Below are 25410 nucleotides of genomic sequence, written 5' to 3'. Positions count from 1 at the left end.
GCGCCTGTGGGCCTGGAGAACACCTTCGCATATCACTACTCAAATAGCGCGAAGCCAGGCTTAACAGTCACCACGGACCATTTGCAATGGTGAACAATATGACCGACTTAACCGCGCAAGAAGCCGCCTGGCAGACACGGGATCATCTCGATGACCCAGTCGTTGGCGAACTGCGCAACCGTTTTGGGCCGGATGCCTTTACTGTTCAGGCCACCCGCACCGGGGTACCCGTTGTTTGGGTGAAGCGTGAACAATTACTGGAAGTGGTCGATTTCCTCAAGAAATTGCCGAAACCTTACGTCATGCTGTTTGACTTACACGGCATGGATGAACGTCTGCGTACTCACCGCCAGGGTCTCCCTGCTGCGGATTTTTCCGTTTTCTACCACCTGATCTCAATAGACCGTAATACGGATATCATGCTCAAGGTGGCATTGTCTGAAAACGACATGCATCTGCCGACGATCACCAAACTTTTCCCGAACGCGAACTGGTACGAGCGTGAAACCTGGGAAATGTTCGGCATGACCTTTGACGGCCACCCGCACCTGACGCGCATCATGATGCCGCAGACCTGGACCGGCCACCCGCTGCGTAAAGACTATCCGGCACGTGCCACCGAATTCGACCCGTTTGAGCTGACCAAAGCCAAGCAGGATCTGGAGATGGAAGCGCTGACCTTCAAGCCGGAAGACTGGGGCATGAAGCGCGGTACCGAAAACGAGGACTTCATGTTCCTCAACCTCGGTCCGAACCACCCGTCTGCGCACGGTGCATTCCGTATCATTCTTCAGCTTGACGGCGAAGAGATTGTCGACTGCGTGCCTGATATCGGCTACCACCACCGTGGTGCTGAGAAGATGGGCGAGCGTCAGTCCTGGCACAGCTACATTCCGTATACCGACCGTATCGAGTACCTCGGCGGCTGCGTCAACGAAATGCCATACGTGCTGGCTGTTGAGAAACTGGCGGGTATCACCACGCCGGATCGCGTTAACGTGATTCGCGTCATGCTGTCAGAACTGTTCCGTATCAACAGCCACCTGCTGTACATCTCCACGTTCATTCAGGACGTCGGCGCGATGACCCCAGTATTCTTCGCCTTTACCGACCGTCAGAAAATCTACGATCTGGTGGAAGCGATTACCGGTTTCCGTATGCACCCGGCCTGGTTCCGTATCGGCGGTGTGGCACACGATCTGCCGCGCGGCTGGGACCGTCTGCTGCGTGAATTCCTTGACTGGATGCCAAAACGTCTGGCGTCTTACGAGAAAGCCGCGCTGCGTAACACCATCCTGAAAGGTCGTTCTCAGGGCGTTGCTGCCTACGGCGCGAAAGAAGCGCTGGAGTGGGGGACGACAGGTGCAGGTCTGCGTGCGACCGGTATTGATTTCGACGTGCGTAAAGCCCGTCCTTACTCTGGCTACGAGAACTTCGACTTTGAAGTCCCGGTGGGCGGCGGTGTTTCCGACTGCTATACCCGCGTGATGCTGAAAGTGGAAGAGCTGCGCCAGAGTCTGCGCATCCTTGAGCAGTGCCTCAACAACATGCCGGAAGGCCCGTTCAAAGCGGATCACCCGCTGACGACGCCGCCGCCGAAAGAGCGCACGCTGCAACATATCGAAACCCTGATCACCCACTTCCTGCAGGTTTCCTGGGGTCCGGTCATGCCGGCGCAAGAATCCTTCCAGATGATTGAAGCGACCAAGGGTATCAACAGTTACTACCTGACCAGCGACGGCAGCACCATGAGCTACCGTACCCGCGTGCGTACGCCAAGCTTCGCGCACCTGCAGCAGATCCCGGCCGCCATTCGCGGCAGTCTGGTCTCCGACCTGATTGTGTATCTGGGTAGTATCGATTTTGTTATGTCAGATGTGGACCGCTAATTATGCACGAGAATCAACAACCACAGACCGAGGCTTTTGAGCTGAGTGAAGCAGAACGTGCCGCCATTGAGCACGAGATGCACCACTACGAAGACCCGCGTGCGGCGTCCATTGAAGCGCTGAAAATCGTACAGAAACAGCGTGGCTGGGTGCCGGATGGGGCGATCTACGAGATCGCAAAAGTGCTGGGTATTCCGGCAAGTGACGTAGAAGGCGTAGCCACGTTCTACAGCCAGATCTTCCGTCAGCCGGTTGGCCGCCATGTGATCCGCTACTGTGACAGCGTTGTCTGCCACATCACCGGTTATCAGGGCATTCAGGCTGCGATTGAGAAGAAGCTCAATATCAAGCCGGGCCAGACCACGTTCGATGGACGCTTTACTCTGCTGCCGACCTGCTGCCTGGGTAACTGCGACAAGGGGCCGACCATGATGATTGATGAGGATACTCACAGCCATCTGACGCCGGAAGCGATTCCTGACCTGCTGGAGCAGTACAAATGAAAACTGTAATTCGTACTGCTGAGACGCATCCGCTGACCTGGCGTCTGCGCGATGATAAACAGCCGGTATGGCTTGAAGAATACGAAAGCAAAAACGGCTATGCCGGTGCGCGTAAAGCCCTTGGCGGCATGGCGCCGGACGACATCGTTAACGCGGTAAAAGATTCTGGCCTGAAAGGGCGTGGCGGTGCGGGCTTCTCCACCGGTCTGAAGTGGAGCCTGATGCCGAAAGACGAATCCATGAACATCCGTTACCTGCTGTGTAACGCCGATGAAATGGAGCCGGGCACCTATAAAGACCGCCTGCTGATGGAGCAGCTGCCGCACCTGCTGGTGGAAGGCATGCTGATCTCCGCGTTTGCGCTGAAAGCGTACCGTGGCTACATCTTCCTGCGCGGTGAGTACATCGAAGCGGCAGAAAACCTGCGTCGCGCGATTGCGGAAGCCACCGAAGCGGGCCTGCTTGGGAAAAACATCCTGGGCACCGGGTTTGACTTCGAACTGTTCGTGCACACCGGTGCCGGGCGTTACATCTGCGGTGAAGAAACCGCGCTGATTAACTCCCTGGAAGGTCGCCGTGCGAACCCGCGTTCCAAGCCACCGTTCCCGGCAAGCTCCGGCGTATGGGGTAAACCGACCTGCGTAAACAACGTCGAAACCCTGTGTAACGTTCCGGCTATCCTCGCCAACGGCGTGGAGTGGTATCAGGGCATCTCCTCAAGTAAAGATGCCGGTACCAAGCTGATGGGCTTCTCCGGTCGCGTTAAAAATCCTGGCGTCTGGGAACTGCCGTTCGGTACCACCGCACGCGAAATTCTTGAAGACTACGCGGGCGGCATGCGCGATGGACTGAAATTCAAAGCCTGGCAGCCGGGTGGGGCAGGGACTGACTTCCTGACCGAAGCCCACCTCGATCTGCCGATGGAATTCGAAAGCATTGGTAAAGCAGGCAGCCGTCTGGGTACGGCGCTGGCGATGGCCGTCGACCACGAGATCGGCATGGTCTCGCTGGTGCGTAACCTGGAAGAGTTCTTCGCCCGCGAGTCCTGCGGCTGGTGTACACCGTGCCGTGACGGTCTGCCGTGGAGCGTGAAGATCCTGCGTGCAATCGAACGTGGCGAAGGCCAGCCTGGCGATATCGAGACACTTGAGCAACTGTGTCGATTCTTAGGCCCAGGCAAAACCTTCTGTGCCCACGCACCTGGTGCTGTCGAGCCGCTGCAGAGCGCGATTAAATATTTCCGCGACGAATTCGAAGCAGGCATCAAGCAGCCGTTCAGCAATACCCATTCAATCAATGGGATTCAGCCGAACCTGCTGAAAGCGCGCTGGTAAAAACAGAATTTTGATTAACGCTCGGTTTCGACCGAGACAACTGGAAGCATGCTAATGGCTACGATTCATGTAGACGGCAAAGAATACGAAGTCAACGGGGCGGACAACCTGCTGGAAGCTTGTCTGTCTCTTGGCCTCGATATTCCGTACTTTTGCTGGCATCCGGCGCTGGGCAGCGTCGGTGCTTGCCGCCAGTGTGCGGTGAAGCAATATCAAAACGCGGAAGACACGCGTGGTCGCCTGGTGATGTCCTGTATGACGCCAGCCACCGAAGGCACCTTTATTTCGATTGATGACGAAGAAGCCAAACAGTTCCGCGAAAGCGTGGTGGAATGGTTGATGACCAACCACCCGCACGACTGTCCGGTTTGTGAAGAGGGCGGTAACTGCCATCTTCAGGATATGACCGTCATGACCGGTCACAGCTTCCGTCGCTATCGCTTTACCAAGCGTACCCACCGTAACCAGGACCTGGGGCCTTTCATCTCTCACGAAATGAACCGCTGCATCGCCTGCTACCGCTGCGTGCGTTACTACAAAGACTACGCAGACGGTCAGGATCTGGGCGTGTATGGCGCACATGACAACGTCTACTTCGGTCGTCCGGAAGACGGTACGCTTGAAAGCGAATTCTCCGGTAACCTGGTAGAAATCTGCCCGACCGGCGTATTCACGGATAAAACCCACTCCGAGCGTTACAACCGTAAATGGGACATGCAGTTTGCGCCAAGCATCTGCCAGCAGTGTTCCCTCGGCTGTAACACCAGCCCGGGTGAGCGTTATGGCGAACTGCGCCGTATCGAAAACCGTTACAACGGTACCGTTAACCACTACTTCCTCTGCGACCGCGGTCGTTTCGGCTATGGCTATGTCAACCTGAAAGACCGTCCGCGTCAGCCGGTTCAGCGCCGTGGCGACGACTTCATTACCCTGAACGCTGAACAGGCGATGCAGGGCGCGGCAGATATTCTGCGCCAGTCGAAGAAAGTGATCGGTATCGGCTCCCCGCGCGCCAGTATCGAAAGCAACTTCGCGTTGCGCGAGCTGGTTGGGGCGGAAAACTTCTATACCGGTATCGCTCAGGGCGAGCAGGAACGTCTGCAGCTGGTACTGAAAGTGCTGCGTGAAGGCGGTGTCCACACCCCTGCGCTGCGCGAAATTGAATCTTATGATGCGGTTCTGGTGCTGGGTGAAGACCTGACGCAGACCGGCGCACGCGCGGCTCTGGCGGTTCGTCAGGCGGTGAAGGGGAAAGCACGTGAAATGGCAGCGGCGCAGAAAGTGGCCGACTGGCAGATTGCGGCAATCCTGAACATCGGTCAGCGCGCGAAGCATCCTCTGTTTGTGACCAACGTTGACAATACCCGTCTGGACGACATCGCGGCGTGGACCTACTGCGCACCGGTTGAAGATCAGGCGCGTCTTGGCTTTGCGATTGCCCACGCGCTGGACAGCAACTCTCCGGCCGTTGAGCTGGATCGCGACCTGCAGAACAAGGTCGACGTGATTGTTCAGGCCCTGGCCGGTGCGAAAAAACCGCTGATTATTTCCGGGACCAACGCCGGTAGCGCCGAGATCATTCAGGCGGCAGCCAACGTTGCCAAAGCCCTGAAAGGCCGCGGTGCGGACGTCGGTGTGACCATGATTGCCCGTGCGGTGAACAGCATCGGTCTGGGTATGATTGGCGGCGGCTCGCTGGAAGCAGCGTTAAGCGAACTGGAATCCGGTTCTGCTGACGCCGTTGTGGTGCTGGAAAACGATCTGCATCGCCATGCCTCTGCTGCTCGCGTTGACGCCGCGCTCTCCAAAGCGCCGTTGGTGATGGTGATTGACCATCAGCGCACGGCGATTATGGATAAAGCGCACCTGGTGCTCTCTGCGGCAAGCTTCGCAGAAAGCGACGGTACCGTTATCAACAACGAAGGCCGCGCACAGCGTTTCTTCCAGGTTTATGACCCGGCGTACTACGACAGCAACACCGTGATGCTGGAAAGCTGGCGCTGGCTGCACTCCCTGCACAGCACCGTGCAGAGCCGTGAAGTGGACTGGACGCAGCTCGACCACGTTATCGACGCGGTAGTCGAAAAACTGCCTCAGCTGGCAGGCATTAAAGATGCCGCGCCTGAAGCAAGCTTCCGCATTCGCGGCCAGAAACTGGCGCGCGAACCGCACCGTTACAGCGGTCGTACCGCAATGCGCGCCAATATCAGCGTGCACGAACCGCGCCAGCCGCAGGATAAAGACACGATGTTCGCCTTCTCAATGGAAGGGAACAACCAGCCGTCTGCGCCGCGTTCGCAAATCCCATTCGCATGGGCGCCAGGCTGGAACTCCCCGCAGGCATGGAACAAGTTCCAGGCTGAAGTGGGTGGCTCCCTGCGCCACGGCGATCCGGGCGTGCGTCTGATTGAAGCCTCCGAAACCGGTCTGGACTTCTTCACCACCGTACCGGCGAGCTTCCAGGCCCAGGATGGCAACTGGCGTATCGCGCCTTACTACCATCTGTTCGGTAGCGACGAGCTGTCCCAGCGTTCACCGGTCTTCCAGACCCGCATGCCGCAGCCGTACATCAAGCTCAACCCGGCGGATGCCGCGAAGCTTGGCGTTAACGCGGGCGCAAACATTGCCTTTAGCTATGACGGCCAGACAATCAGCCTGCCGCTGATTATCTCTGAGGGTCTGACAGCAGGGCAGGTGGGTCTGCCAATGGGTATGCCTGGCATCGCGCCGGTACTGGCGGGTGCGCGTCTTGATAACCTGCAGGAGGCAAAAGCATGAGTTGGTTAACGCCGGATCTTATCGACATCCTGCTGAGCATTCTGAAAGCGGTTGTGATTCTGCTGGTGGTGGTCACCTGCGGCGCGTTCATGAGCTTTGGTGAACGTCGTCTGCTCGGTCTGTTCCAGAACCGTTACGGACCGAACCGCGTGGGCTGGGGTGGTTCACTCCAGCTTGTGGCGGACATGATCAAGATGTTCTTTAAAGAGGACTGGATCCCGCGCTTCTCGGACCGCGTGATCTTTACTCTGGCACCGATGATCGCCTTCACCTCGCTGCTGTTGGCGTTTGCTATCGTTCCGGTCAGCCCGACCTGGGTGGTCGCTGACCTGAACATCGGCATTCTGTTCTTCCTGATGATGGCAGGCCTCGCGGTTTACGCGGTGCTGTTCGCAGGCTGGTCCAGTAACAACAAATACTCGCTGCTGGGTGCGATGCGTGCTTCCGCGCAGACGCTGAGCTACGAAGTGTTCCTGGGTCTTTCCCTGATGGGCGTGGTGGCGCAGGCCGGTTCATTTAACATGACCGACATTGTCAACAACCAGGCCGACATCTGGAACGTTATCCCGCAGTTCTTTGGGTTTATTACCTTTGCTATCGCGGGTGTGGCGGTGTGTCACCGTCACCCGTTTGACCAGCCAGAAGCCGAACAGGAACTGGCCGACGGTTACCACATTGAATATTCCGGTATGAAATTCGGTCTGTTCTTCGTGGGCGAGTACATCGGTATCGTCACCATTTCCGCGTTGATGGTAACGCTGTTCTTTGGTGGCTGGCATGGCCCGTTCTTACCGCCGTTCATCTGGTTCGCGTTGAAAACCGCGTTCTTTATGATGATGTTCATTTTGATTCGTGCGTCCTTACCGCGTCCGCGTTATGACCAGGTAATGTCCTTCGGCTGGAAAGTGTGCCTGCCGCTGACGCTCGTCAACTTGTTGGTAACGGCGGCTGTCATTCTCTGGCAGCAGCCATAAGGGGCTTTAGACCATGACCTTAAAAGAATTATTAGTAGGTTTCGGCACCCAGGTACGCAGTATCTGGATGATCGGCCTGCACGCGTTTGCCAAACGCGAAACCCAGATGTACCCGGAAGAGCCGGTATATCTGCCGCCGCGCTACCGTGGCCGTATCGTGCTGACGCGCGATCCGGACGGTTCTGAGCGCTGCGTTGCCTGTAACCTGTGTGCGGTAGCGTGCCCGGTAGGCTGTATCTCTCTGCAAAAAGCCGAGACGGTAGATGGCCGCTGGTACCCTGAGTTCTTCCGCATCAACTTCTCACGCTGCATCTTCTGCGGTCTGTGTGAAGAAGCGTGCCCAACCACGGCGATTCAGCTGACTCCAGACTTCGAACTGGGTGAGTACAAGCGTCAGGACCTGGTGTACGAGAAAGAGGATCTGCTGATTTCCGGTCCGGGCAAATACCCGGAATATAACTTCTACCGGATGGCGGGTATGGCAATCGACGGCAAAGATAAGGGCGAAGCAGAGAACGAAGCTAAGCCTATCGACGTCAAGAGCCTGTTACCGTAAGGAGAGGGCAATGGAATTCGCTTTTTATATCTGTGGCCTTATCGCCATCCTGGCTACGCTGCGAGTGATCACGCACACCAATCCGGTGCATGCGCTGCTGTACTTAATCATTTCGCTGCTGGCCATTTCCGGGGTGTTCTTTGCGCTGGGCGCGCACTTCGCCGGTGCGCTGGAAATCATCGTCTACGCCGGTGCCATCATGGTGCTGTTCGTGTTCGTGGTGATGATGCTGAACCTGGGCGGCTCTGAAATTGAGCAGGAACGTCAGTGGTTAAAACCGCAGGTGTGGATTGGTCCGGCAATTCTGTCGGCCATCATGCTGGTGGTGATTGTTTACGCCATTCTGGGCGTGAACGATCAGGGCATCGACGGTACGCCAATCAGCGCTAAGACAGTGGGTATTGCTCTGTTTGGCCCTTACGTTCTGGCGGTTGAACTGGCGTCAATGCTGCTGCTGGCAGGTCTGGTTGTTGCCTTCCACGTCGGCCGCGAAGAGCGTGTTGGCGAGGTGCTGAGCAACCGCACTGATGACCGCGCGAAAAGAAAAACGGAGGAGCGCGCATGATCCCCTTAACACATGGACTGATCCTCGCTGCGATTTTGTTCGTTCTGGGCTTAACCGGTCTGGTTATCCGCCGCAATCTGCTGTTTATGCTGATTGGTCTGGAAATCATGATTAACGCCTCCGCGCTGGCCTTCGTGGTCGCCGGGAGCTACTGGGGCCAGGCCGACGGTCAGGTGATGTACATTCTCGCCATCAGCCTTGCGGCTGCCGAAGCGAGTATTGGCCTGGCGCTGTTGCTGCAGCTCCATCGTCGCCGCCAGAACCTGAACATCGATTCAGTAAGTGAGTTGCGTGGATGAACATGCTTGCCTTAACCATTATTTTTCCGCTGATTGGCTTCGTGCTGCTGGCGTTTTCTCGCGGCCGCTGGTCTGAGAATCTGTCTGCGACCGTGGGTATCGGCTCAATCGGTCTGGCTGCGCTGGTTACAGCGTATGCGGGTATCGACTTCTTTAACAACGGACGTCAGCCTTTCAGCGTGCCGCTGTGGACGTGGATGTCGGTCGGTGATTTCAACATCGGTTTCAACCTGGTGCTGGATGGTCTGTCTCTGACCATGCTCTCCGTTGTCACCGGCGTGGGCTTCCTGATCCACATGTTCGCCTCCTGGTATATGCGCGGTGAAGAGGGCTACTCCCGCTTCTTCGCCTACACCAACCTGTTTATCGCCAGCATGGTGGTTCTGGTGCTGGCCGATAACCTGCTGCTGATGTACCTGGGCTGGGAAGGCGTGGGTCTGTGTTCTTACCTGCTGATCGGTTTCTACTACACCGATCCGAAGAATGGCGCAGCGGCCATGAAAGCGTTCGTCGTGACCCGCGTGGGTGACGTGTTCCTCGCTTTCGCGCTGTTCATTCTCTATAACGAACTGGGCACGCTGAACTTCCGCGAAATGGTGGAACTGGCGCCGGCACACTTCGAAGCAGGCAACAACATGCTGTGGTGGGCAACGCTGATGCTGCTGGGTGGCGCTGTGGGTAAATCCGCGCAGCTGCCGCTGCAGACATGGCTGGCAGATGCGATGGCGGGTCCAACGCCTGTCTCCGCGCTGATCCACGCCGCGACCATGGTAACAGCGGGTGTCTACCTGATTGCGCGTACCCATGGCCTGTTCCTGATGACCCCGGAAATTCTGCATCTGGTGGGTATCGTCGGTGCGGTCACGCTGGTGCTGGCAGGCTTTGCCGCACTGGTACAGACCGACATCAAACGCGTTCTCGCGTACTCCACCATGAGCCAGATTGGTTACATGTTCCTGGCGCTGGGCGTTCAGGCGTGGGACGCCGCCATTTTCCACCTGATGACGCACGCGTTCTTTAAAGCGCTGCTGTTCCTTTCATCCGGTTCGGTGATCCTGGCCTGCCACCACGAGCAGAACATCTTCAAGATGGGAGGACTGCGTAAGTCTATCCCGCTGGTGTATGTCTGCTTCCTGGTGGGCGGCGCGGCGCTGGCGGCACTGCCGCTGATCACCGCGGGCTTCTTCAGTAAGGACGAAATCCTTGCGGGTGCCATGGCGAATGGTCATATCAATCTGATGGTTGCGGGTCTGGTCGGTGCGTTCATGACCTCCCTGTATACCTTCCGTATGATTTTCATCGTATTCCACGGTAAAGAACAAATTCACGCTCACGCAGGGAAGGGGATCACCCATCACCTGCCGCTGATTGTGCTGCTGGTACTCTCCACCTTCGTTGGCGCGATGATTGTGCCACCGCTGCAGGGCGTACTCCCGGCGACAACCGAGCTTGAGCACGGTCGCGTTCTGACGCTTGAAATCACCTCCGGCGTAGTTGCTATCGCGGGCATCCTGATTGCTGCATGGCTGTGGCTGGGTAAACGTACGCTGGTAACTGCCGTTGCCAACAGTGCGCCGGGCCGTCTGCTGGGCACCTGGTGGTACAACGCGTGGGGCTTCGACTGGCTGTACGACATGATCTTCGTTAAGCCGTTCCTGGGCATTGCGTGGCTGGTAAAACGCGACCCGCTGAACAGCCTGATGAATATCCCGGCGATCCTCTCCCGCTTTGCAGGTAAAGGCCTGCTGTACAGTGAGAACGGTTATCTGCGCTGGTATGTGGCATCCATGAGCATCGGTGCGGTTGTCGTGCTGGCGCTGCTGATGGTGTTGCGTTGATCGTTAAGTGAATTTTATTCGAATTCGTTGAAAATCAGGCCCCTGCTGGGGGCCTTAAAAAGGAATGTAAATCGCCATGTTACTACCCTGGCTAATATTAATTCCCTTCATCGGCGGCTTCCTGTGCTGGCAGACTGAACGCTTTGGCGTGAAGATGCCGCGCTGGATCGCGCTGATCACCATGGGATTAACGCTCGCACTTGGCCTGCAACTCTGGTTGCAGGGTGGCTACTCTCTGACCCAGTCTGCGGGCATTCCGCAGTGGCAGTCTGAGTTTATCCTGCCGTGGATCCCGCGTTTCGGCATTACGATCCACCTCGCGATTGACGGTTTGTCGCTGCTGATGGTGGTGCTGACCGGCCTGCTCGGCGTTCTGGCGGTACTTTGCTCCTGGCGAGAAATCGAAAAATACCAGGGCTTCTTCCACCTGAACCTGATGTGGATCCTGGGCGGCGTGATCGGCGTGTTCCTTGCCATCGACATGTTCCTGTTCTTCTTCTTCTGGGAGATGATGCTGGTGCCGATGTATTTCCTGATCGCGCTGTGGGGCCATAAGGCGTCCGACGGTAAAACGCGTATCACGGCGGCAACCAAGTTCTTCATCTATACCCAGGCGAGCGGTCTGGTGATGCTGATTGCCATCCTGGCGCTGGTGTTCGTGCATTACAATGCGACCGGTGTTTGGACCTTCAACTATGAAGAGCTGCTGAAGACCCCGATGTCTCACGGCGTGGAATACCTGCTGATGCTGGGCTTCTTCATCGCCTTCGCGGTGAAAATGCCGGTGGTTCCGCTGCACGGCTGGCTGCCAGACGCGCACTCTCAGGCACCGACGGCGGGTTCCGTTGACCTGGCGGGCATCTTGCTTAAAACGGCGGCCTACGGTCTGCTGCGTTTCGCACTGCCGCTGTTCCCGAATGCCTCCGCTGAATTCGCACCCATTGCCATGTGGCTCGGCGTGATCGGTATCTTCTACGGCGCGTGGATGGCCTTCACGCAGTACGACATCAAGCGTCTGATTGCCTACACCTCCGTTTCCCACATGGGCTTCGTGCTGATTGCGATCTACACCGGCAGCCAGCTGGCGTACCAGGGCGCGGTCATTCAGATGATTGCGCACGGCCTGTCCGCCGCGGGTCTCTTCATCCTGTGCGGTCAGCTGTACGAACGTCTGCATACTCGCGACATGCGTATAATGGGCGGCCTGTGGGGCAAAATGAAATGGCTGCCAGCGCTCTCCATGTTCTTCGCGGTTGCCACCCTGGGTATGCCGGGCACCGGTAACTTCGTCGGCGAATTTATGATTCTGTTCGGCAGCTTCAAAGTGGTTCCGATGATTACCGTCATCTCCACCTTTGGTCTGGTGTTCGCTTCCGTGTACTCGCTGGCGATGCTGCACCGCGCTTACTTCGGTAAAGCGAAGAGCGAAATTGCTGCACAAGAACTGCCGGGGATGTCGCTGCGTGAGCTGTTCATCATCCTGCTGCTGGTCGTACTGCTGGTGCTGTTGGGCTTCTATCCGCAGCCGATTCTGGATACCTCGCATAGCGCGATGGGCAACATCCAGCAGTGGTTTGTTAATTCTGCTTCTACTACAAGGCCGTAATTCGCCATGACAATAACTCCACAACAACTGATCGCGCTGCTACCGCTGCTGATCGTCGGATTGACGGTGGTGGTTGTGATGCTCTCCATTGCGTGGCGACGCAATCACTTCCTGAATGCGACCCTGTCCGTTTTGGGTCTGAACGCTGCGTTAGTCTCCCTCTGGTTTGTTGGCCAGGCGGGCGCGATGGATGTCACGCCGCTGATGCGCGTTGACGGTTACGCCATGCTGTACACCGGTCTGGTTCTGCTGGCGAGCCTGGCAACCTGCACCTTTGCGTACCCGTGGCTTGAAGGCTACAACGACAACAAAGAAGAGTTTTACCTGCTGGTACTGATTGCCGCACTGGGCGGCATTCTGCTGGCGAACGCGAACCACCTGGCCGCGCTGTTCCTCGGTATTGAGCTGATCTCACTCCCGCTGTTCGGCCTGATTGGTTACGCCTTCCGCCAGAAACGTTCTCTGGAAGCGGCGATCAAGTACACCATCTTGTCCGCTGCTGCCTCGTCGTTCCTGCTGTTCGGTATCGCGCTGCTGTACGCACAGACGGGTAATCTCTCCTTCCTGGCCATCGGCAAGAGCCTCGGCGACGGCATGCTGCACGAGCCGCTGCTGCTGGCGGGTCTGGGCATGATGATTGTTGGCCTCGGCTTCAAGCTCTCTCTGGTGCCGTTCCACCTGTGGACGCCAGACGTATACCAGGGCGCACCGGCTCCGGTGTCGACCTTCCTGGCGACAGCGAGCAAAATCGCTATCTTCGGTGTGGTGATGCGTCTGTTCCTGTACGCACCGGTAGGTGACAGCGAAGCGGTTCGCGTGGTGCTGGGCATTATCGCGTTCGTCTCTATCATCTTCGGTAACCTGATGGCGCTGAGCCAGACCAACATCAAGCGTCTGCTGGGCTACTCGTCTATCTCACACCTGGGTTACCTGCTGGTGGCGCTGATTGCGCTGCAGAGCGGCGAGATGTCGATGGAAGCCGTGGGCGTGTATCTGGCGGGTTACCTGTTCAGCAGCCTCGGCGCGTTCGGCGTGGTGAGCCTGATGTCGAGCCCGTACCGTGGTCCGGATGCGGATTCACTGTTCTCCTACCGTGGTCTGTTCTGGCACCGTCCGATTCTGTCTGCTGTGATGACCGTAATGATGCTCTCGCTGGCGGGTATCCCGATGACGCTGGGCTTTATCGGTAAGTTCTACGTGCTGGCAGTCGGTGTTCATGCGGGTCTGTGGTGGCTGACGGCGGGTGTCGTTATCGGCTCCGCGATTGGTCTTTACTACTACCTGCGCGTGGCCGTGAGCCTGTACCTGAGCGCGCCTCAGCAGCTTAACCGCGATGCACCGACCAACTGGCAGTACAGCGCCGGTGGTATCGTGGTGCTTATCTCTGCGCTGCTGGTGCTGATCTTCGGTATCTATCCGCAGCCGCTGATTGATATCGTGCAGCGAGCGATGCCGCTGATGTAAGGTAAAAGCAAAAAGGCAACGAAAGTTGCCTTTTTTAATGTTTGCGCCCTCTCCCCGTGGGAGAGGGTTGGGGTGAGGGCACCAGCCCGCACGTAACGAAAAAAACCGACTAAGCCAGCTGCTTCCGGCTAATCAACGGCCCGTCAATCTTCTTCATCGAGCGGTCCAGCACTTCCTCAATCACTGACGACAGCTCGTTCAGCTCAAACTTCGCCACATACCCGTCGGCCTTCACCTTGCGAATATGGTCTTCGTTGGCGTTGCCGGACAGAGACGAGTGGATCACCACCGGAATATCCTTCAGGAACGGATCGGTTTTGATTTTGCGCGTCAGCGTAAAGCCGTCCATCTCCGGCATTTCGAGGTCGGTCAGCACCAGTGCAATTTTATCGGTGATGGGAGCCCCTTCAGCCTGCGCCTGTGCCGCCAGTACGCCAATTTTCTCCCATGCGTCTTTACCAGTAATGTGCAGCTGCGCGGGAATTTCCATCGCCTGCAGGCCTTTCTCCAGCATCGAGCGCGCCACTTTGGAATCTTCCGCAACAATCGCGACCGAGCCCGGCTTGATATTGAATTTGGTGGTTTTCAGATTGGTCGCGTGCAGATCGTGGTCAGCCGGGGTGATGTCGTACAGGATCTGCTCAACGTCCAGCACCATCGCCAGATCGTTGGTATCGGTCTTCTCGTCCAGACAGGCGATGCTGGTGATATAGCGCCCGCTGACGGCGGTTTCGGCCGCGTGTACCTGCTTCCAGTCGAGACGCATAATGTTCTCAACGGACTCCACGGCAAACGCCTGCACGCTGCGGGCGTATTCGGTGATCAGCAGAATGTTCAGTCCGGTCGTCGGCTTGCATCCGGCCACGGCGGCCAGGTCAATCACCGGGATCACCTGGTCGCGAATGTTCACCATCCCCATCAGCGGAGACTTCATGCCTGCGGGTTTGGTGAACGCCGGCATCGGCACGATTTCGCGCAGCTTGAACACGTTAATGCCAAACAGCTCGGATTTATTTTCGTTCAGAGAGGTGCCAAGACGGAACAGCAACAGTTCAAAACGGTTCGACAGGGTCAGATTCGCCCTGTCATCAATATCTTTCTGGAAATTATCCATTCTACCCTCAAGAGAAATGCTGACCTTTTAATCGTTATCGGCATCCTGAGGGAAAAATGAAGGACTAAACGCTGACCTGAGTGAAATCTTCCGCCAGCTCACATGCCGGGAACAGGTGACGGCACTCTGCCAGCAGGCTTGCACATCCCCGCGCGTCGTAGCGCGAGCTAACGTGAGTGACGATCAATCTCCCGACGCCCGCGTCACGGGCAAGCTGCGCCGCCTGACGCGTCGAGCTATGGCCCCGGCTGTTGGCTTTCTCTTCCATCGCCGTTTCAAGCGTCGCTTCATGCACCATCACATCTACGCCCTGTGCAAGCAGATGGGCGGAAGGGCACGGCGCGGTATCGCCAAAGATCGCCAGCTTTTTCCCCGGCTGCGGCGCCGCGAGGTAGTCCTGACCGTTCACCACGCGCCCGTCTTCCAGCGTGACGGTCTCTCCCAGCTTAAGACGCTGGAACAGCGGGCCGGGCTTTATGCCGTCAGCGATGAGAGCCGCGGCGTCGAGCGCGCCGGGTTTGTCGTGCTCTTCAACGCGATAGCCGTAACACTCAACCGGGTGATTAAGCGGCTGAGCGGTGACGGTATACGCGCCATCGTCGAAGACCAGACCTTCGGCGATCTCCACCACGTCGAGCGGATAATCCGTCCACGAGCCGCTCAGGCGCAGCGTCGTTTCAACAAATTCCCGGATACCCGCCGGCCCGTAAATCGTCAGCGGGTTGGCATTACCGGCCATCGAACGGCTGCAGAGCAGGCCGGGCAAGCCGAAAAGGTGGTCACCGTGAAGATGGGTAATAAAAATTTTATCCAGCTTGCCCGGATGATAAGCGGTACGCAGCAGCTGGTGCTGCGTGCCTTCACCGCAGTCAAACAGCCATAGACCGCCGCGGGTGGGGTGATGAAGATCCAGCAGGATCGCCGTCACGTTTCGTGAGCGGGTTGGCACGCCAGCGGACGTACCCAAAAAAATCAGTTCCATAACGCAATCAGCCCTTTGCCGAACGGGGAGGGGTTTAGTATAACGTGATGAACCCCAGTAAGGAGACAGACATGATCCAGTGGCAAGATTTACACCATAGCGAACTCACCGTTCATTCTCTGTATGCCCTGTTGAAGCTGCGTTGCGAAGTCTTTGTTGTTGAGCAAACCTGCCCGTATCAGGACATTGATGGCGATGACCTCGTCGGCGAGAACCGTCATATCCTCGGCTGGCGCGAAAACGAGCTGGTGGCGTATGCGAGGATTCTGAAAAGCGACGACGATTTCGAGCCGGTGGTGATTGGCCGCGTCATCATCAGCGATAAAGCGCGCGGTGAAAAACTGGGCTATCAGCTGATGGAGAAAACCCTGGTATCGTGCGAAAAACAGTGGCCATACAAGGCGTTATACCTCGGCGCGCAGGCGCATCTTCAATCCTTTTACGGGCACTTTGGCTTTGCGCCAGTGACGGATGTGTATGACGAAGATGGCATTCCGCATATCGGGATGGCGAGGGAAACGAAGCAGGCGTAATGGCGAGTCGTTGGCTATAGTTAGCGGACTGGTGTAACAACATGGAGAAAAATATGTCATTTCAATCCTGGGATACCCGTATCGACGACGACCTGGCCTTGCTGAGCGAGACGCTGGAAGAGGTGTTACGTTCGTCCGGCGACCCTGCCGATCAGAAATATATCGAGCTTAAAGCGCGTGCCGAAAAGGCACTGCATGAAGTGAAAAACCGCGTCAGCCATGCGTCTGATAATTACTACTACCGCGCGAAAAAAGCGGTTTATCGTGCCGATGATTACGTGCATGAAAAACCGTGGCAAGGCATTGGCGCCGGTGCTGCCGTCGGGCTGGTACTGGGGCTGCTCTTAGCCCGTCGTTAACAGCGTTTTAAACGGTTAACCACTCCCTATACGTGGGTACTGATATTTCTTATGGTACCCCGTATAATACGAGGTTTTAACAGGGAGAGGTTCGCGTGCATTCGATATTCCTCGCGCTGGAGCAATTGCGCACACGGCTGGCGCAAGCGTTACCCGCAACACCCGGTTTACGTCATTTCGACGTCTCTTTCCCGTTAAACGACGCATTCGATCCCCTGGCCTGGCTGGGTGCTCAGCAATGCTATCCCCAATTTTACTGGCAGCAGCGTAGCGGCGATGAAGAGCTAGCCGCGCTGGGTGCCGTTATCCATTTTTCTTCTCTCGCGTTGGCCTCGCAGTTTTTGCATACGCAGCATGCAGCCAGTGACACCCGCATTTGCGGCCTGAACGCCTTTTCCCCGGAAAAGGGCAGCCTGTTTTTACCGCGCCTGCTCTGGCGACGTTCAGGCGGCGTTGCCACCCTGCGCCTGCAGCTGTGGAGTGAGTGTTCCCTTCAGGACGATGCACAGGTGGCACTGCGTTTTTTAGGCAGTCTTCAGGACGCCAAACCGATCCGCCCGCTGTCCGTTCAGGTGGAACGCGAAACGCACCAGCCGCAAAAACCGGAATGGTTGCGCCTTATACGGCAGGCAACGGAGACTATCGCGCACGGTGAGTTTGAAAAAGTGGTTCTCGCCCGCGCCACCGATCTGCAATGCCATCAGCCGGTAAATGCCGTAGCCCTGATGGCAGCCAGCCGCGCGCTCAACCTGAACTGCTACCACTTCTGCATGGTTTTCGATGCCAGCAACGCGTTTCTGGGCTCTACGCCCGAGCGTCTGTGGCGTCGGCGCGGCACGTTGCTGCGCACCGAAGCACTGGCAGGCACCGTCGCCAGCCACGCGGATGACGCTCAGGCCCGGCGTCTGGGCGACTGGCTGATGAAAGACGATAAAAATCAGCGTGAGAATATGCTGGTTGTAGAGGACATCTGCGAACGCTTGCAGCATCACACTCAAACCCTGGAGGTGCTGCCCGCGCAGGTCGTGCGGTTGCGGAAGGTGCAGCATCTGCGGCGCTGCATCTGGACCGAGCTCAAACACGCTGACGATGAACAGTGTCTGCATGTTCTGCAGCCGACGGCGGCGGTGGCCGGGCTACCGCGCCAGGCGGCGCGTGCGTTTATCCAGAATGTGGAACCTTTTGACCGCGAGTGGTATGCCGGATCGGCCGGTTATTTATCGCCTGAGCAAAGTGAATTCTGCGTGGCGCTGCGCTCTGCACGCGTCCAGGGCGCAGCGCTGCGGCTCTACGCCGGGGCGGGGATCGTCAGCGGATCTGACCCGGAACAGGAGTGGCAGGAGATAGAAAACAAAGCCGCCGGGCTGCGCTCTCTGCTCCTTAGGGATTAATACTGATTCGCGCATTCCCGATTCATATCAAAATTCCAAATTTTTCTATTATTTATACTGTGTCGTATTCTTGATACCGGACAAACTCATGTCAGTAAGTTCTTTTAATCGACGCTGGGCGACGGTGATCCTCGAAGCCCTGACCCGCCATGGCGTCAGGCACGTGTGTATTGCACCGGGCTCCCGCTCCACGCCGCTGACGCTGGCGGCGGCTGAAAACCGGGCTTTTATTCACCACACCCATTTTGACGAGCGCGGTCTGGGTCATCTGGCGCTAGGGCTGGCGAAAGCCAGCAGCGCCCCCGTCGCGGTGATTGTCACCTCCGGAACCGCGGTAGCGAACCTCTATCCGGCTCTGATTGAAGCCGGGTTAACCGGTGAAAAATTGATCCTGCTGACGGCCGATCGTCCCCCTGAACTTATTGACTGCGGCGCCAATCAGGCGATCCGCCAGCCGGGTATTTTCGCATCTCATCCTTCGCAGACGGTCTCGTTGCCGCGTCCAACTCAGGATATTCCGGCAAGCTGGCTGGTTTCGACCCTTGACCACGCGATGGGCTCGCTGCGCAGCGGCGCGCTGCATATCAACTGCCCGTTTGCCGAGCCGCTCTACGGTGAACTGAATGACACCGGTTTGGCCTGGCAGCAGCAGCTCGGCGACTGGTGGCAGAGCGAGAAACCCTGGCTGCGCGAGCAGACGCACCTGGAAAGCGCGAAACAGCGCGACTGGTTCTTCTGGCGACAGAAGCGCGGCGTGGTGATTGCCGGTCGCATGAGCGCGGCTGAAGGCAAGCTGGTCGCCGAATGGGCGCAAACTCTCGGCTGGCCGTTGATTGGCGACGTGCTTTCCCAGACCGGTCAGCCGCTGCCGTGCGCCGATTTCTGGCTGGGTAATGCCAAAGCGGTCACCGAACTGGCGCAGGCGCAGATTGTGGTCCAGATCGGTTCCAGCCTCACCGGGAAGCGTCTGTTGCAGTGGCAGGCTACCTGCACACCGGAAGAGTACTGGCTGGTGGATCCGCTGGAGGGGCGGCTCGACCCGGCGCACCATCGCGGTCGTCGTCTGGTGAGCGAGATTGATAGCTGGCTGGAACTGCATCCGGCAGAAAAGCGTAAACCCTGGGCGGTGACGATCCCGGAACTCTCGCGCCAGGCGTGGGAGCTCACCAGTGCGCAGTGCGAAGGTTTTGGTGAAGCCGAGCTTGCGCACCGTATTCGCCACTATCTGCCCGAGCAGGGGCAGCTCTTTGTCGGCAACAGCCTGGTAGTCCGCCTCATTGATGCCTTGTCTAAGCTGCCTGCAGGCTATCCGGTTTACAGCAACCGCGGAGCCAGCGGCATCGACGGGCTGATTTCCACGGCGGCAGGCGTGCAGCGCGCCAGTGCGAAATCGACGCTGGCGATTGTGGGCGACCTCTCTGCACTGTATGACCTCAACGCGCTGGCGCTGCTGCGTCAGGTCTCCGCGCCCTTTGTGCTGATTGTGGTGAACAACAACGGCGGGCAGATTTTCTCCCTGCTGCCGACGCCGCAGAGCGAGCGCGAACGCTTCTACCTGATGCCGCAAAACGTGCAGTTCGAGCATGCCGCCGCCATGTTCAGCCTCAAGTATCATCGTCCTGAAAACTGGGAACAGCTGGATACGGCGTTAAGCAGCGCCTGGCGGCAGCCGGGCACCACGCTTATTGAGCTGGTGGTGAACGATGCTGACGGCGCGCAGAAGCTGCAAAATCTGCTGGCGCAGGTGAGCCACCTGTGACCCTGGCTGGCGTGCAGCATAACGGTAAGCCGGGTTACCCCTGGCTGGTCTTTCTGCACGGGTTTTCCGGCGATTGCCGCGAGTGGCAGGCTGTCGGGGAGTCATTGCGCGATTATCCCCGGCTGTATCTCGACCTGCCGGGACACGGCGAATCAGCCAGTGTCAGCGTCGCCGGGTTTAACGATCTCAGCAATTTGCTTGCCAGCACCTTACTTAGTTACAACATACTTAACTACTGGCTGGTGGGGTACTCTCTCGGCGGCCGCATTGCGATGTTTCAGGCTTGCCAGCAGCCCAAGGGCTTATGCGGCATTGTCGTTGAAGGCGGTCATCCTGGGCTGCAGGATGCGGGCTCGCGAGAGGCGCGGCTGGCGTCCGATCGCCGCTGGGCGACGCGTTTTTATGCTGAACCGCTCCCTGACGTCTTTGCCGACTGGTATCAGCAGCCGGTGTTTGCCTCTCTTACGGATGCGCAGCGCGGCGAACTGATTGCCCTGCGTAGCCGGAACAACGGCGCGAATCTGGCGGCAATGCTTGAGGCCACGTCGCTGGCCGTGCAGCCCGACCTGCGTTCTGCGCTGAGCGCGTACAACGCCCCTTTTTATTATCTCTATGGCGAACGTGACGAGAAGTTTGCGGCCATCGCCGCCGAACTGAACGCCGAACGCCACGTTATTCCTCACGCCGGACACAACGCCCACCGGGAAAACCCCGGCGCGGTTGCCGCGAGTCTGGCTCAGATACTGCGTCTTCGAACAAAGGACACTCTATGATCTATCCTGATGAACACATGCTCTACGCCCCGGTTGAATGGCAGGACTGCTCCGAAGGCTACACCGACATTCGTTACCACAAGTCCACTGACGGCATCGCCAAAATCACCATCAATCGTCCGCAGGTACGCAACGCGTTCCGTCCGCTGACCGTGAAAGAGATGATTCAGGCGCTGGCCGACGCGCGCTATGACGACAACATCGGTGTGATTGTCCTGACCGGTGAAGGTGACAAAGCGTTCTGCTCCGGCGGCGATCAGAAAGTGCGTGGCGACTACGGCGGATACCAGGATGATGCGGGTACGCACCACCTTAATGTCCTCGATTTCCAGCGCCAGATCCGTACCTGTCCAAAACCGGTTGTCGCGATGGTGGCGGGTTACTCCATCGGCGGCGGCCACGTGCTGCACATGATGTGCGACCTGACCATTGCCGCTGAAAACGCTATCTTCGGCCAGACTGGCCCGAAAGTCGGCTCCTTCGACGGCGGCTGGGGTGCGTCCTACATGGCACGCATCGTTGGGCAGAAAAAAGCGCGTGAAATCTGGTTCCTGTGCCGTCAGTACAACGCGCAGGAAGCGCTGGATATGGGCCTGGTGAATACCGTGGTGCCAATTGCCGATCTTGAAAAAGAGACCGTGCGCTGGTGCCGCGAAATGCTGCAAAACAGCCCGATGGCGCTGCGCTGCCTGAAGGCGGCCCTCAACGCCGACTGTGACGGGCAGGCGGGTCTGCAGGAGCTGGCGGGTAACGCCACCATGCTGTTCTACATGACCGAAGAGGGGCAGGAAGGACGCAACGCGTTTAACGAAAAACGCCAGCCGGACTTCAGCAAATACAAACGGAACCCGTAATGCGTCGCGCGCAGGTTTACCGCTGGCAGATACCGATGGACGCGGGCGTGGTGCTGCGCGAGCGGCGGTTAAAAACCCGTGACGGACTCTTCGTGCAACTCCGGCAGGGCGAGCGGGAAGGCTGGGGCGAGATTTCACCTCTGCCGGGCTTTAGCCTGGAGTCGCTGGATGATGCGCAGTCGGCGCTGATGGCTTGGGCGCGCGCGTGGCGGGAAGGCGCTAATCCGGCCCTGCCGGACCTGCCTTCCGCTGCATTCGGCATCAGCTGTGCGCTGGCGGAGCTTGACGGCAGCTTGCCTCAGGAAGCCAACTACCGCGCGGCGCCGCTCTGTACCGGCGATCCGGACGAACTGTTCGCGCTGCTCTCCGCCATGCCCGGCGAGAAAGTGGCGAAAATCAAAGTTGGCCTGTACGAAGCGGTGCGTGACGGGATGGTGGCGAATCTGCTGCTGGAAGCGATTCCGGATCTGCGCCTGCGGCTGGATGCCAACCGCGCCTGGACGCCGCTTAAGGCGCAGCAGTTCGCGAAGTACGTCAACCCAGCCTACCGCAACCGCATCGCGTTTCTGGAAGAACCGTGCAAAACGCGGGATGATTCCCGCGCCTTTGCCCGTGAAACGGGCATCGCGATTGCCTGGGATGAAAGCCTTCGCGAAGCCGATTTTGAATTTGTCGCCGAGCAGGGCGTGAGTGCGGTGGTCATTAAGCCGACGCTGACCGGCAGCCTGGACAAGGTGCGTGAGCAGGTCGCGGCTGCGCACGCCCTGGGGCTGACGGCGGTGATCAGTTCGTCCATTGAGTCCAGCCTCGGGCTGACGCAGCTGGCGCGCATTGCGGCCTGGCTCACACCGCAGACCATCCCTGGCCTCGACACGTTAAGCTTGATGCAAACGCAGCTTATTCGTCAGTGGCCGGACAGCATACTGCCGTGCCTCGACGTTGAGGCGCTGGAGCCGCTGCTATGAGTTTTACCGACTGGCCGTGGCGGCACTGGCGCACGCAACGTGTGGAAAAACCCGCGCTGCGCCTGGACGACGATGTTCTCACCTGGCAACAACTCTGTGCACGCATCGATAGCCTTGCCGCCGGGTTCCATCGTCAGGACGTGCAGGAGGGCGATGGCGTTATGCTGCTCGCCCATAACCACCCGCAAACGCTGCTGGCGTGGCTTGCGCTGCTGCAGTGCGGTGCGCGCATTCTGCCGGTCAATCCCCAGCTTCCGCGCCCCTTGCTGGACGTCCTGCTCCCGCAGATGACGCTGCGCCATGCGCTGGTGCTGGACGGCGCGTTTGACGGGCTCTCTGCCCTTAGCCTGTCAGAACACGCAGGGGAATATGCGGTCGCGTGGCAGCCGGATCGCCTGGCTTCCATGACGTTAACCTCTGGCTCGACGGGGTTGCCAAAAGCGGCGGTTCACACCTGCGCGGCGCATCTTGCGAGCGCGCAGGGCGTGCTGGCGCTGATGCCCTACGGTGGGGACGACGACTGGCTGCTGTCGCTGCCGCTGTTTCACGTTTCTGGTCAGGGGATTCTGTGGCGCTGGCTGCTGGCGGGCGGGCGCTTGACCGTGCGCAAGAAGCAGCCGCTGGAGCAGGCGCTGGAGGGCTGCACGCACGCGTCGCTGGTGCCGACCCAGCTGTGGCGTTTGCTTCATACTCAACACCACGTTGCGCTGAAAGCCGTTCTGCTCGGCGGAGCGGCAATTCCCGTTGAACTGACCGAGAAGGCGCGGGAGCAGGGCATTCGTACCTTCTGCGGTTACGGCCTGACGGAGTTCGCCTCTACCGTTTGCGCGAAAGCGGCGGACGGCCAGCCGGATGTGGGAACTGCCCTTCCGGGTCGGGAAGTGAAGCTGGTCGAGGGGGAAATCTGGATCAAAGCGCAAAGCATGGCGGCGGGCTACTGGCGAGACGGTGCGCTTCTTCCGCTCACTAACGCGCAGGGCTGGTTTGCCACCCGCGATCGCGGGGAATGGCGCAACGGTCGTCTGACGATTTTAGGCCGTATGGACAACCTCTTTTTCAGCGGAGGAGAGGGGATCCAACCCGAATCGCTGGAGCGTGTTATCGCCACGCATCCGCAGATAAGCCAGGTGTTTATCGTCCCGCTGGACGACGCCGAGTTCGGACAGCGTCCGGTGGCGGTGGTGGAGTGCGAGCCTGGAACGGATATCGCGCAATTCCCTGACTGGATCCAGGGCAGGCTGGCGCGTTTTGAACAGCCGGTACACTGGCTTGTGCTGCCCGCAGAGCTAAAAAATGGCGGGATAAAAATCTCCCGCCAGGCGTTAAAACAGTGGGTCAATGCCCTGCTGAGGGGCTAATCAGCCGACGTCCGGCTCGGGCTTGCGCTGGCGCCGACGCAGCAGGCGCAGGACCGGCGGCACCACAATCACCATGATCGCCATGGCCAGCAGGATCTTCGTTACGCTGCTCTCCCACAGTATCGACATATTGCCGTTGCTAATGGAGAGGGCGCGGCGCAGGTTCTGCTCCAGCATCTCACCCAGCACAAAGCCCAAAATCAGCGGCGACATCGGGAAGTGCATCTTGCGTAAGATGTACCCCAGCACGCCAAGCAGCACCATCAGCACCAGGTCGAAGGTGGTGCTGTGCACCGCGTACACCCCAACCGCAGAGACCGCCGCAATGGCGGGCACCAGGAACCACAGGGGAATGGTCAGCATGCGGGTAAACAGACCGATCAACGGGATGTTCATCACCAGCAGCATCACGTTGGCGATCAGCAGTGCCGCAATCAGCCCCCACACGATGTCCGGCTGCTCGGTGAACATCGCCGGACCCGGGGTGATGTTATAGAGCGTCAGCGCGCCCATCATCACCGCCGTGGTGCCGGAGCCCGGCACGCCGAGCGTCAGCATCGGGATAAACGAGCCGCAGGCCGAGGCGTTATTGGCCGCCTCTGGCGCCGCCACGCCGCGTATATCGCCCTTACCGAAGCTGTCGCTGTTGCCGCTTAGCTTTTTCTCGGTCATGTAGGTGATGGCGCTGGCGATGGTCGCCCCCGCGCCGGGCAGGATACCGACGAAGAAACCAATCACCGACGAACGCAGGGTAGCACCCACACACTGTGCCCCCTCTTTGGCATTAAAGAGCATACGGCCGGTTTTGCGCACCAGCGTCTGCCCGCTGCTGGTATGTTCCAACATCAATAAGATTTCTGAGACAGAGAACAGGCCAATCACGACGACGATAAACTGCACGCCGTCGGACAGGTGAACGCTGTCGAAGGTAAAGCGATAAACCCCGGTGTTGGCATCCACACCGACGGTGGCTAACCCTAAGCCAATCAGCGCAGACAAAAACGATTTGAGCGGGTTTTGCGCCATCATGCTGCCGAGGCAGGCGATAGCGAACACCATCAGTGCAAAATACTCCGCCGGGCCAAACGCCAGCGACCACTGGGCCAGCGCAGGGGCGAATAGAATGATACCGCCAATGGCAATCAGCGAACCGAAGAACGAGCTGACGGCAGAAATGGAGAGCGCCACGCCGCCGCGTCCCTGTTGCGCCATGGGATAACCGTCGAGCGCGGTCATAATGGCGGCGGCATCGCCGGGCACGTTCAGCAGTATGGAGGAGATGCGTCCGCCATACTCGCAGCCGATATACACCGTCGCCAGTAAGATCAGGGCGGATTCAGCCGGCAGGTGCAGGGCAAAGGCCAGCGGCAGAAGTATCGCCACGCCGTTAATCGGGCCAAGACCGGGCAGCAGGCCGACGATCGTGCCCACGAAGCAGCCGATTAGGGCGATCACCAGGTTTTCCGGGGTCATCGCTACCGCGAACCCCTGCGAGAGGTAAATCCAGGTATCCATA

22 protein-coding genes are annotated in these 25410 nt (G+C 58.5%); 19 read left to right on the top strand and 3 right to left on the bottom strand.

Going from position 1 to position 25410, the window contains the following annotated elements; translation table 11 throughout:
- Positions 1–86: 86 nt before the first annotated feature.
- The 11 genes from nuoC (at position 87) to nuoN (ending at position 13806) form a co-directional block, all read left to right on the top strand.
- Positions 87–1889, top strand: coding sequence for an NADH-quinone oxidoreductase subunit C/D (nuoC, locus tag KW829_RS04765; RefSeq protein ID WP_089597912.1), 1803 nt, complete (start codon positions 87–89; stop codon positions 1887–1889).
- Between the two features lie 2 nt (positions 1890–1891).
- Positions 1892–2392, top strand: coding sequence for an NADH-quinone oxidoreductase subunit NuoE (gene nuoE / locus KW829_RS04760; protein WP_006176513.1), 501 nt, complete (start codon positions 1892–1894; stop codon positions 2390–2392).
- Complete coding sequence (nuoF, locus tag KW829_RS04755) at positions 2389–3726, top strand: NADH-quinone oxidoreductase subunit NuoF (protein WP_089597913.1); 1338 nt, start codon at positions 2389–2391, stop codon at positions 3724–3726. The genes nuoE and nuoF overlap by 4 nt, the downstream gene beginning before the upstream one ends.
- Positions 3727–3780: 54 nt before the next feature.
- Entirely contained in the window at positions 3781–6504 is a 2724-nt protein-coding gene (nuoG, locus tag KW829_RS04750) for an NADH-quinone oxidoreductase subunit NuoG (RefSeq protein WP_126816631.1), read from the top strand.
- Positions 6501–7478 (top strand): NADH-quinone oxidoreductase subunit NuoH, encoded by a 978-nt coding sequence (gene nuoH, locus KW829_RS04745; RefSeq protein WP_010433351.1) that lies wholly within the window; start codon positions 6501–6503, stop codon positions 7476–7478. Before nuoG ends, nuoH begins: the two co-directional genes overlap by 4 nt.
- A gap of 13 nt (positions 7479–7491) precedes the next feature.
- The gene (gene nuoI / locus KW829_RS04740; protein WP_010433353.1) at positions 7492–8034 is read left to right on the top strand and encodes an NADH-quinone oxidoreductase subunit NuoI; all 543 of its coding nucleotides are present in this window, start codon (positions 7492–7494) and stop codon (positions 8032–8034) included.
- A gap of 10 nt (positions 8035–8044) precedes the next feature.
- Positions 8045–8599: an NADH-quinone oxidoreductase subunit J gene (gene nuoJ, locus KW829_RS04735; protein ID WP_010433354.1), complete on the top strand. Its 555-nt coding sequence runs from the start codon at positions 8045–8047 to the stop codon at positions 8597–8599.
- Entirely contained in the window at positions 8596–8898 is a 303-nt protein-coding gene (gene nuoK, locus KW829_RS04730) for an NADH-quinone oxidoreductase subunit NuoK (protein WP_006176506.1), read from the top strand. Before nuoJ ends, nuoK begins: the two co-directional genes overlap by 4 nt.
- A complete protein-coding gene (gene nuoL / locus KW829_RS04725; RefSeq protein WP_089597915.1) occupies positions 8895–10736 on the top strand; it encodes an NADH-quinone oxidoreductase subunit L in 1842 nt (613 codons plus the stop codon). The genes nuoK and nuoL overlap by 4 nt, the downstream gene beginning before the upstream one ends.
- Positions 10737–10812: 76 nt before the next feature.
- Complete coding sequence (gene nuoM / locus KW829_RS04720) at positions 10813–12342, top strand: NADH-quinone oxidoreductase subunit M (RefSeq protein ID WP_218307711.1); 1530 nt, start codon at positions 10813–10815, stop codon at positions 12340–12342.
- Positions 12343–12348: 6 nt separating this feature from the next.
- Positions 12349–13806, top strand: a complete 1458-nt coding sequence (gene nuoN, locus KW829_RS04715; protein ID WP_010433361.1) for an NADH-quinone oxidoreductase subunit NuoN — start codon at positions 12349–12351, stop codon at positions 13804–13806.
- Between the two features lie 109 nt (positions 13807–13915).
- Here nuoN and KW829_RS04710 read toward each other — a convergent pair whose 3' ends face one another.
- Positions 13916–14920, bottom strand: coding sequence for a chemotaxis protein (locus KW829_RS04710; protein WP_218307710.1), 1005 nt, complete (start codon positions 14918–14920; stop codon positions 13916–13918).
- A gap of 64 nt (positions 14921–14984) precedes the next feature.
- Positions 14985–15902 (bottom strand): ribonuclease BN, encoded by a 918-nt coding sequence (rbn, locus tag KW829_RS04705; protein ID WP_218307709.1) that lies wholly within the window; start codon positions 15900–15902, stop codon positions 14985–14987.
- 71 nt (positions 15903–15973) lie between these two features.
- Here rbn and KW829_RS04700 point away from each other — a divergent pair, with 71 nt between their 5' ends.
- The 8 genes from KW829_RS04700 (at position 15974) to menE (ending at position 23894) form a co-directional block, all read left to right on the top strand.
- Positions 15974–16435 (top strand): GNAT family N-acetyltransferase, encoded by a 462-nt coding sequence (locus KW829_RS04700; RefSeq protein ID WP_218307708.1) that lies wholly within the window; start codon positions 15974–15976, stop codon positions 16433–16435.
- 53 nt (positions 16436–16488) lie between these two features.
- On the top strand, positions 16489–16794 hold the full coding sequence (gene elaB / locus KW829_RS04695; RefSeq protein WP_029485146.1) for a stress response protein ElaB: 306 nt from the start codon (positions 16489–16491) through the stop codon (positions 16792–16794).
- A 95-nt stretch (positions 16795–16889) separates the two neighbouring features.
- On the top strand, positions 16890–18185 hold the full coding sequence (menF, locus tag KW829_RS04690; protein ID WP_218307707.1) for an isochorismate synthase MenF: 1296 nt from the start codon (positions 16890–16892) through the stop codon (positions 18183–18185).
- A gap of 88 nt (positions 18186–18273) precedes the next feature.
- Positions 18274–19944 (top strand): 2-succinyl-5-enolpyruvyl-6-hydroxy-3-cyclohexene-1-carboxylic-acid synthase, encoded by a 1671-nt coding sequence (gene menD / locus KW829_RS04685; RefSeq protein WP_218307706.1) that lies wholly within the window; start codon positions 18274–18276, stop codon positions 19942–19944.
- Positions 19941–20717: a 2-succinyl-6-hydroxy-2,4-cyclohexadiene-1-carboxylate synthase gene (gene menH, locus KW829_RS04680; protein WP_089597921.1), complete on the top strand. Its 777-nt coding sequence runs from the start codon at positions 19941–19943 to the stop codon at positions 20715–20717. The genes menD and menH overlap by 4 nt, the downstream gene beginning before the upstream one ends.
- Positions 20714–21571 (top strand): 1,4-dihydroxy-2-naphthoyl-CoA synthase, encoded by an 858-nt coding sequence (gene menB, locus KW829_RS04675; RefSeq protein ID WP_010433380.1) that lies wholly within the window; start codon positions 20714–20716, stop codon positions 21569–21571. The genes menH and menB overlap by 4 nt, the downstream gene beginning before the upstream one ends.
- Positions 21571–22536 carry an o-succinylbenzoate synthase gene (gene menC / locus KW829_RS04670; protein ID WP_218307705.1) on the top strand — a complete coding sequence of 322 codons (966 nt, stop codon included), beginning with the start codon at positions 21571–21573 and terminating at the stop codon, positions 22534–22536. The genes menB and menC overlap by 1 nt, the downstream gene beginning before the upstream one ends.
- A complete protein-coding gene (menE, locus tag KW829_RS04665; RefSeq protein ID WP_218307704.1) occupies positions 22533–23894 on the top strand; it encodes an o-succinylbenzoate--CoA ligase in 1362 nt (453 codons plus the stop codon). Before menC ends, menE begins: the two co-directional genes overlap by 4 nt.
- Here the strand turns inward: menE and KW829_RS04660 are convergent, their stop codons facing one another.
- The gene (locus KW829_RS04660; RefSeq protein ID WP_174339878.1) at positions 23895–25409 is read right to left on the bottom strand and encodes a tripartite tricarboxylate transporter permease; all 1515 of its coding nucleotides are present in this window, start codon (positions 25407–25409) and stop codon (positions 23895–23897) included.
- Position 25410: the final 1 nt, after the last annotated feature.

Source organism: Enterobacter sp. ENT02 (assembly GCF_019219165.1).
Lineage (GTDB): Bacteria > Pseudomonadota > Gammaproteobacteria > Enterobacterales > Enterobacteriaceae > Enterobacter > Enterobacter mori.
The sequence above is the reverse complement of the archived record's forward strand: the minus strand, read 5'-3'. Positions and strand labels throughout refer to the sequence as shown.

Coding starts and splice junctions, on each gene's coding strand:
- nuoC (WP_089597912.1), top strand. CDS start 87: ATGGTGAACAATATGACCGACTTAACCGCGCAAGAAGCCGCCTGGCAG.
- nuoE (WP_006176513.1), top strand. CDS start 1,892: ATGCACGAGAATCAACAACCACAGACCGAGGCTTTTGAGCTGAGTGAA.
- nuoF (WP_089597913.1), top strand. CDS start 2,389: ATGAAAACTGTAATTCGTACTGCTGAGACGCATCCGCTGACCTGGCGT.
- nuoG (WP_126816631.1), top strand. CDS start 3,781: ATGGCTACGATTCATGTAGACGGCAAAGAATACGAAGTCAACGGGGCG.
- nuoH (WP_010433351.1), top strand. CDS start 6,501: ATGAGTTGGTTAACGCCGGATCTTATCGACATCCTGCTGAGCATTCTG.
- nuoI (WP_010433353.1), top strand. CDS start 7,492: ATGACCTTAAAAGAATTATTAGTAGGTTTCGGCACCCAGGTACGCAGT.
- nuoJ (WP_010433354.1), top strand. CDS start 8,045: ATGGAATTCGCTTTTTATATCTGTGGCCTTATCGCCATCCTGGCTACG.
- nuoK (WP_006176506.1), top strand. CDS start 8,596: ATGATCCCCTTAACACATGGACTGATCCTCGCTGCGATTTTGTTCGTT.
- nuoL (WP_089597915.1), top strand. CDS start 8,895: ATGAACATGCTTGCCTTAACCATTATTTTTCCGCTGATTGGCTTCGTG.
- nuoM (WP_218307711.1), top strand. CDS start 10,813: ATGTTACTACCCTGGCTAATATTAATTCCCTTCATCGGCGGCTTCCTG.
- nuoN (WP_010433361.1), top strand. CDS start 12,349: ATGACAATAACTCCACAACAACTGATCGCGCTGCTACCGCTGCTGATC.
- KW829_RS04710 (WP_218307710.1), bottom strand. CDS start 14,920: ATGGATAATTTCCAGAAAGATATTGATGACAGGGCGAATCTGACCCTG.
- rbn (WP_218307709.1), bottom strand. CDS start 15,902: ATGGAACTGATTTTTTTGGGTACGTCCGCTGGCGTGCCAACCCGCTCA.
- KW829_RS04700 (WP_218307708.1), top strand. CDS start 15,974: ATGATCCAGTGGCAAGATTTACACCATAGCGAACTCACCGTTCATTCT.
- elaB (WP_029485146.1), top strand. CDS start 16,489: ATGTCATTTCAATCCTGGGATACCCGTATCGACGACGACCTGGCCTTG.
- menD (WP_218307706.1), top strand. CDS start 18,274: ATGTCAGTAAGTTCTTTTAATCGACGCTGGGCGACGGTGATCCTCGAA.
- menB (WP_010433380.1), top strand. CDS start 20,714: ATGATCTATCCTGATGAACACATGCTCTACGCCCCGGTTGAATGGCAG.
- menC (WP_218307705.1), top strand. CDS start 21,571: ATGCGTCGCGCGCAGGTTTACCGCTGGCAGATACCGATGGACGCGGGC.
- menE (WP_218307704.1), top strand. CDS start 22,533: ATGAGTTTTACCGACTGGCCGTGGCGGCACTGGCGCACGCAACGTGTG.
- KW829_RS04660 (WP_174339878.1), bottom strand. CDS start 25,409: ATGGATACCTGGATTTACCTCTCGCAGGGGTTCGCGGTAGCGATGACC.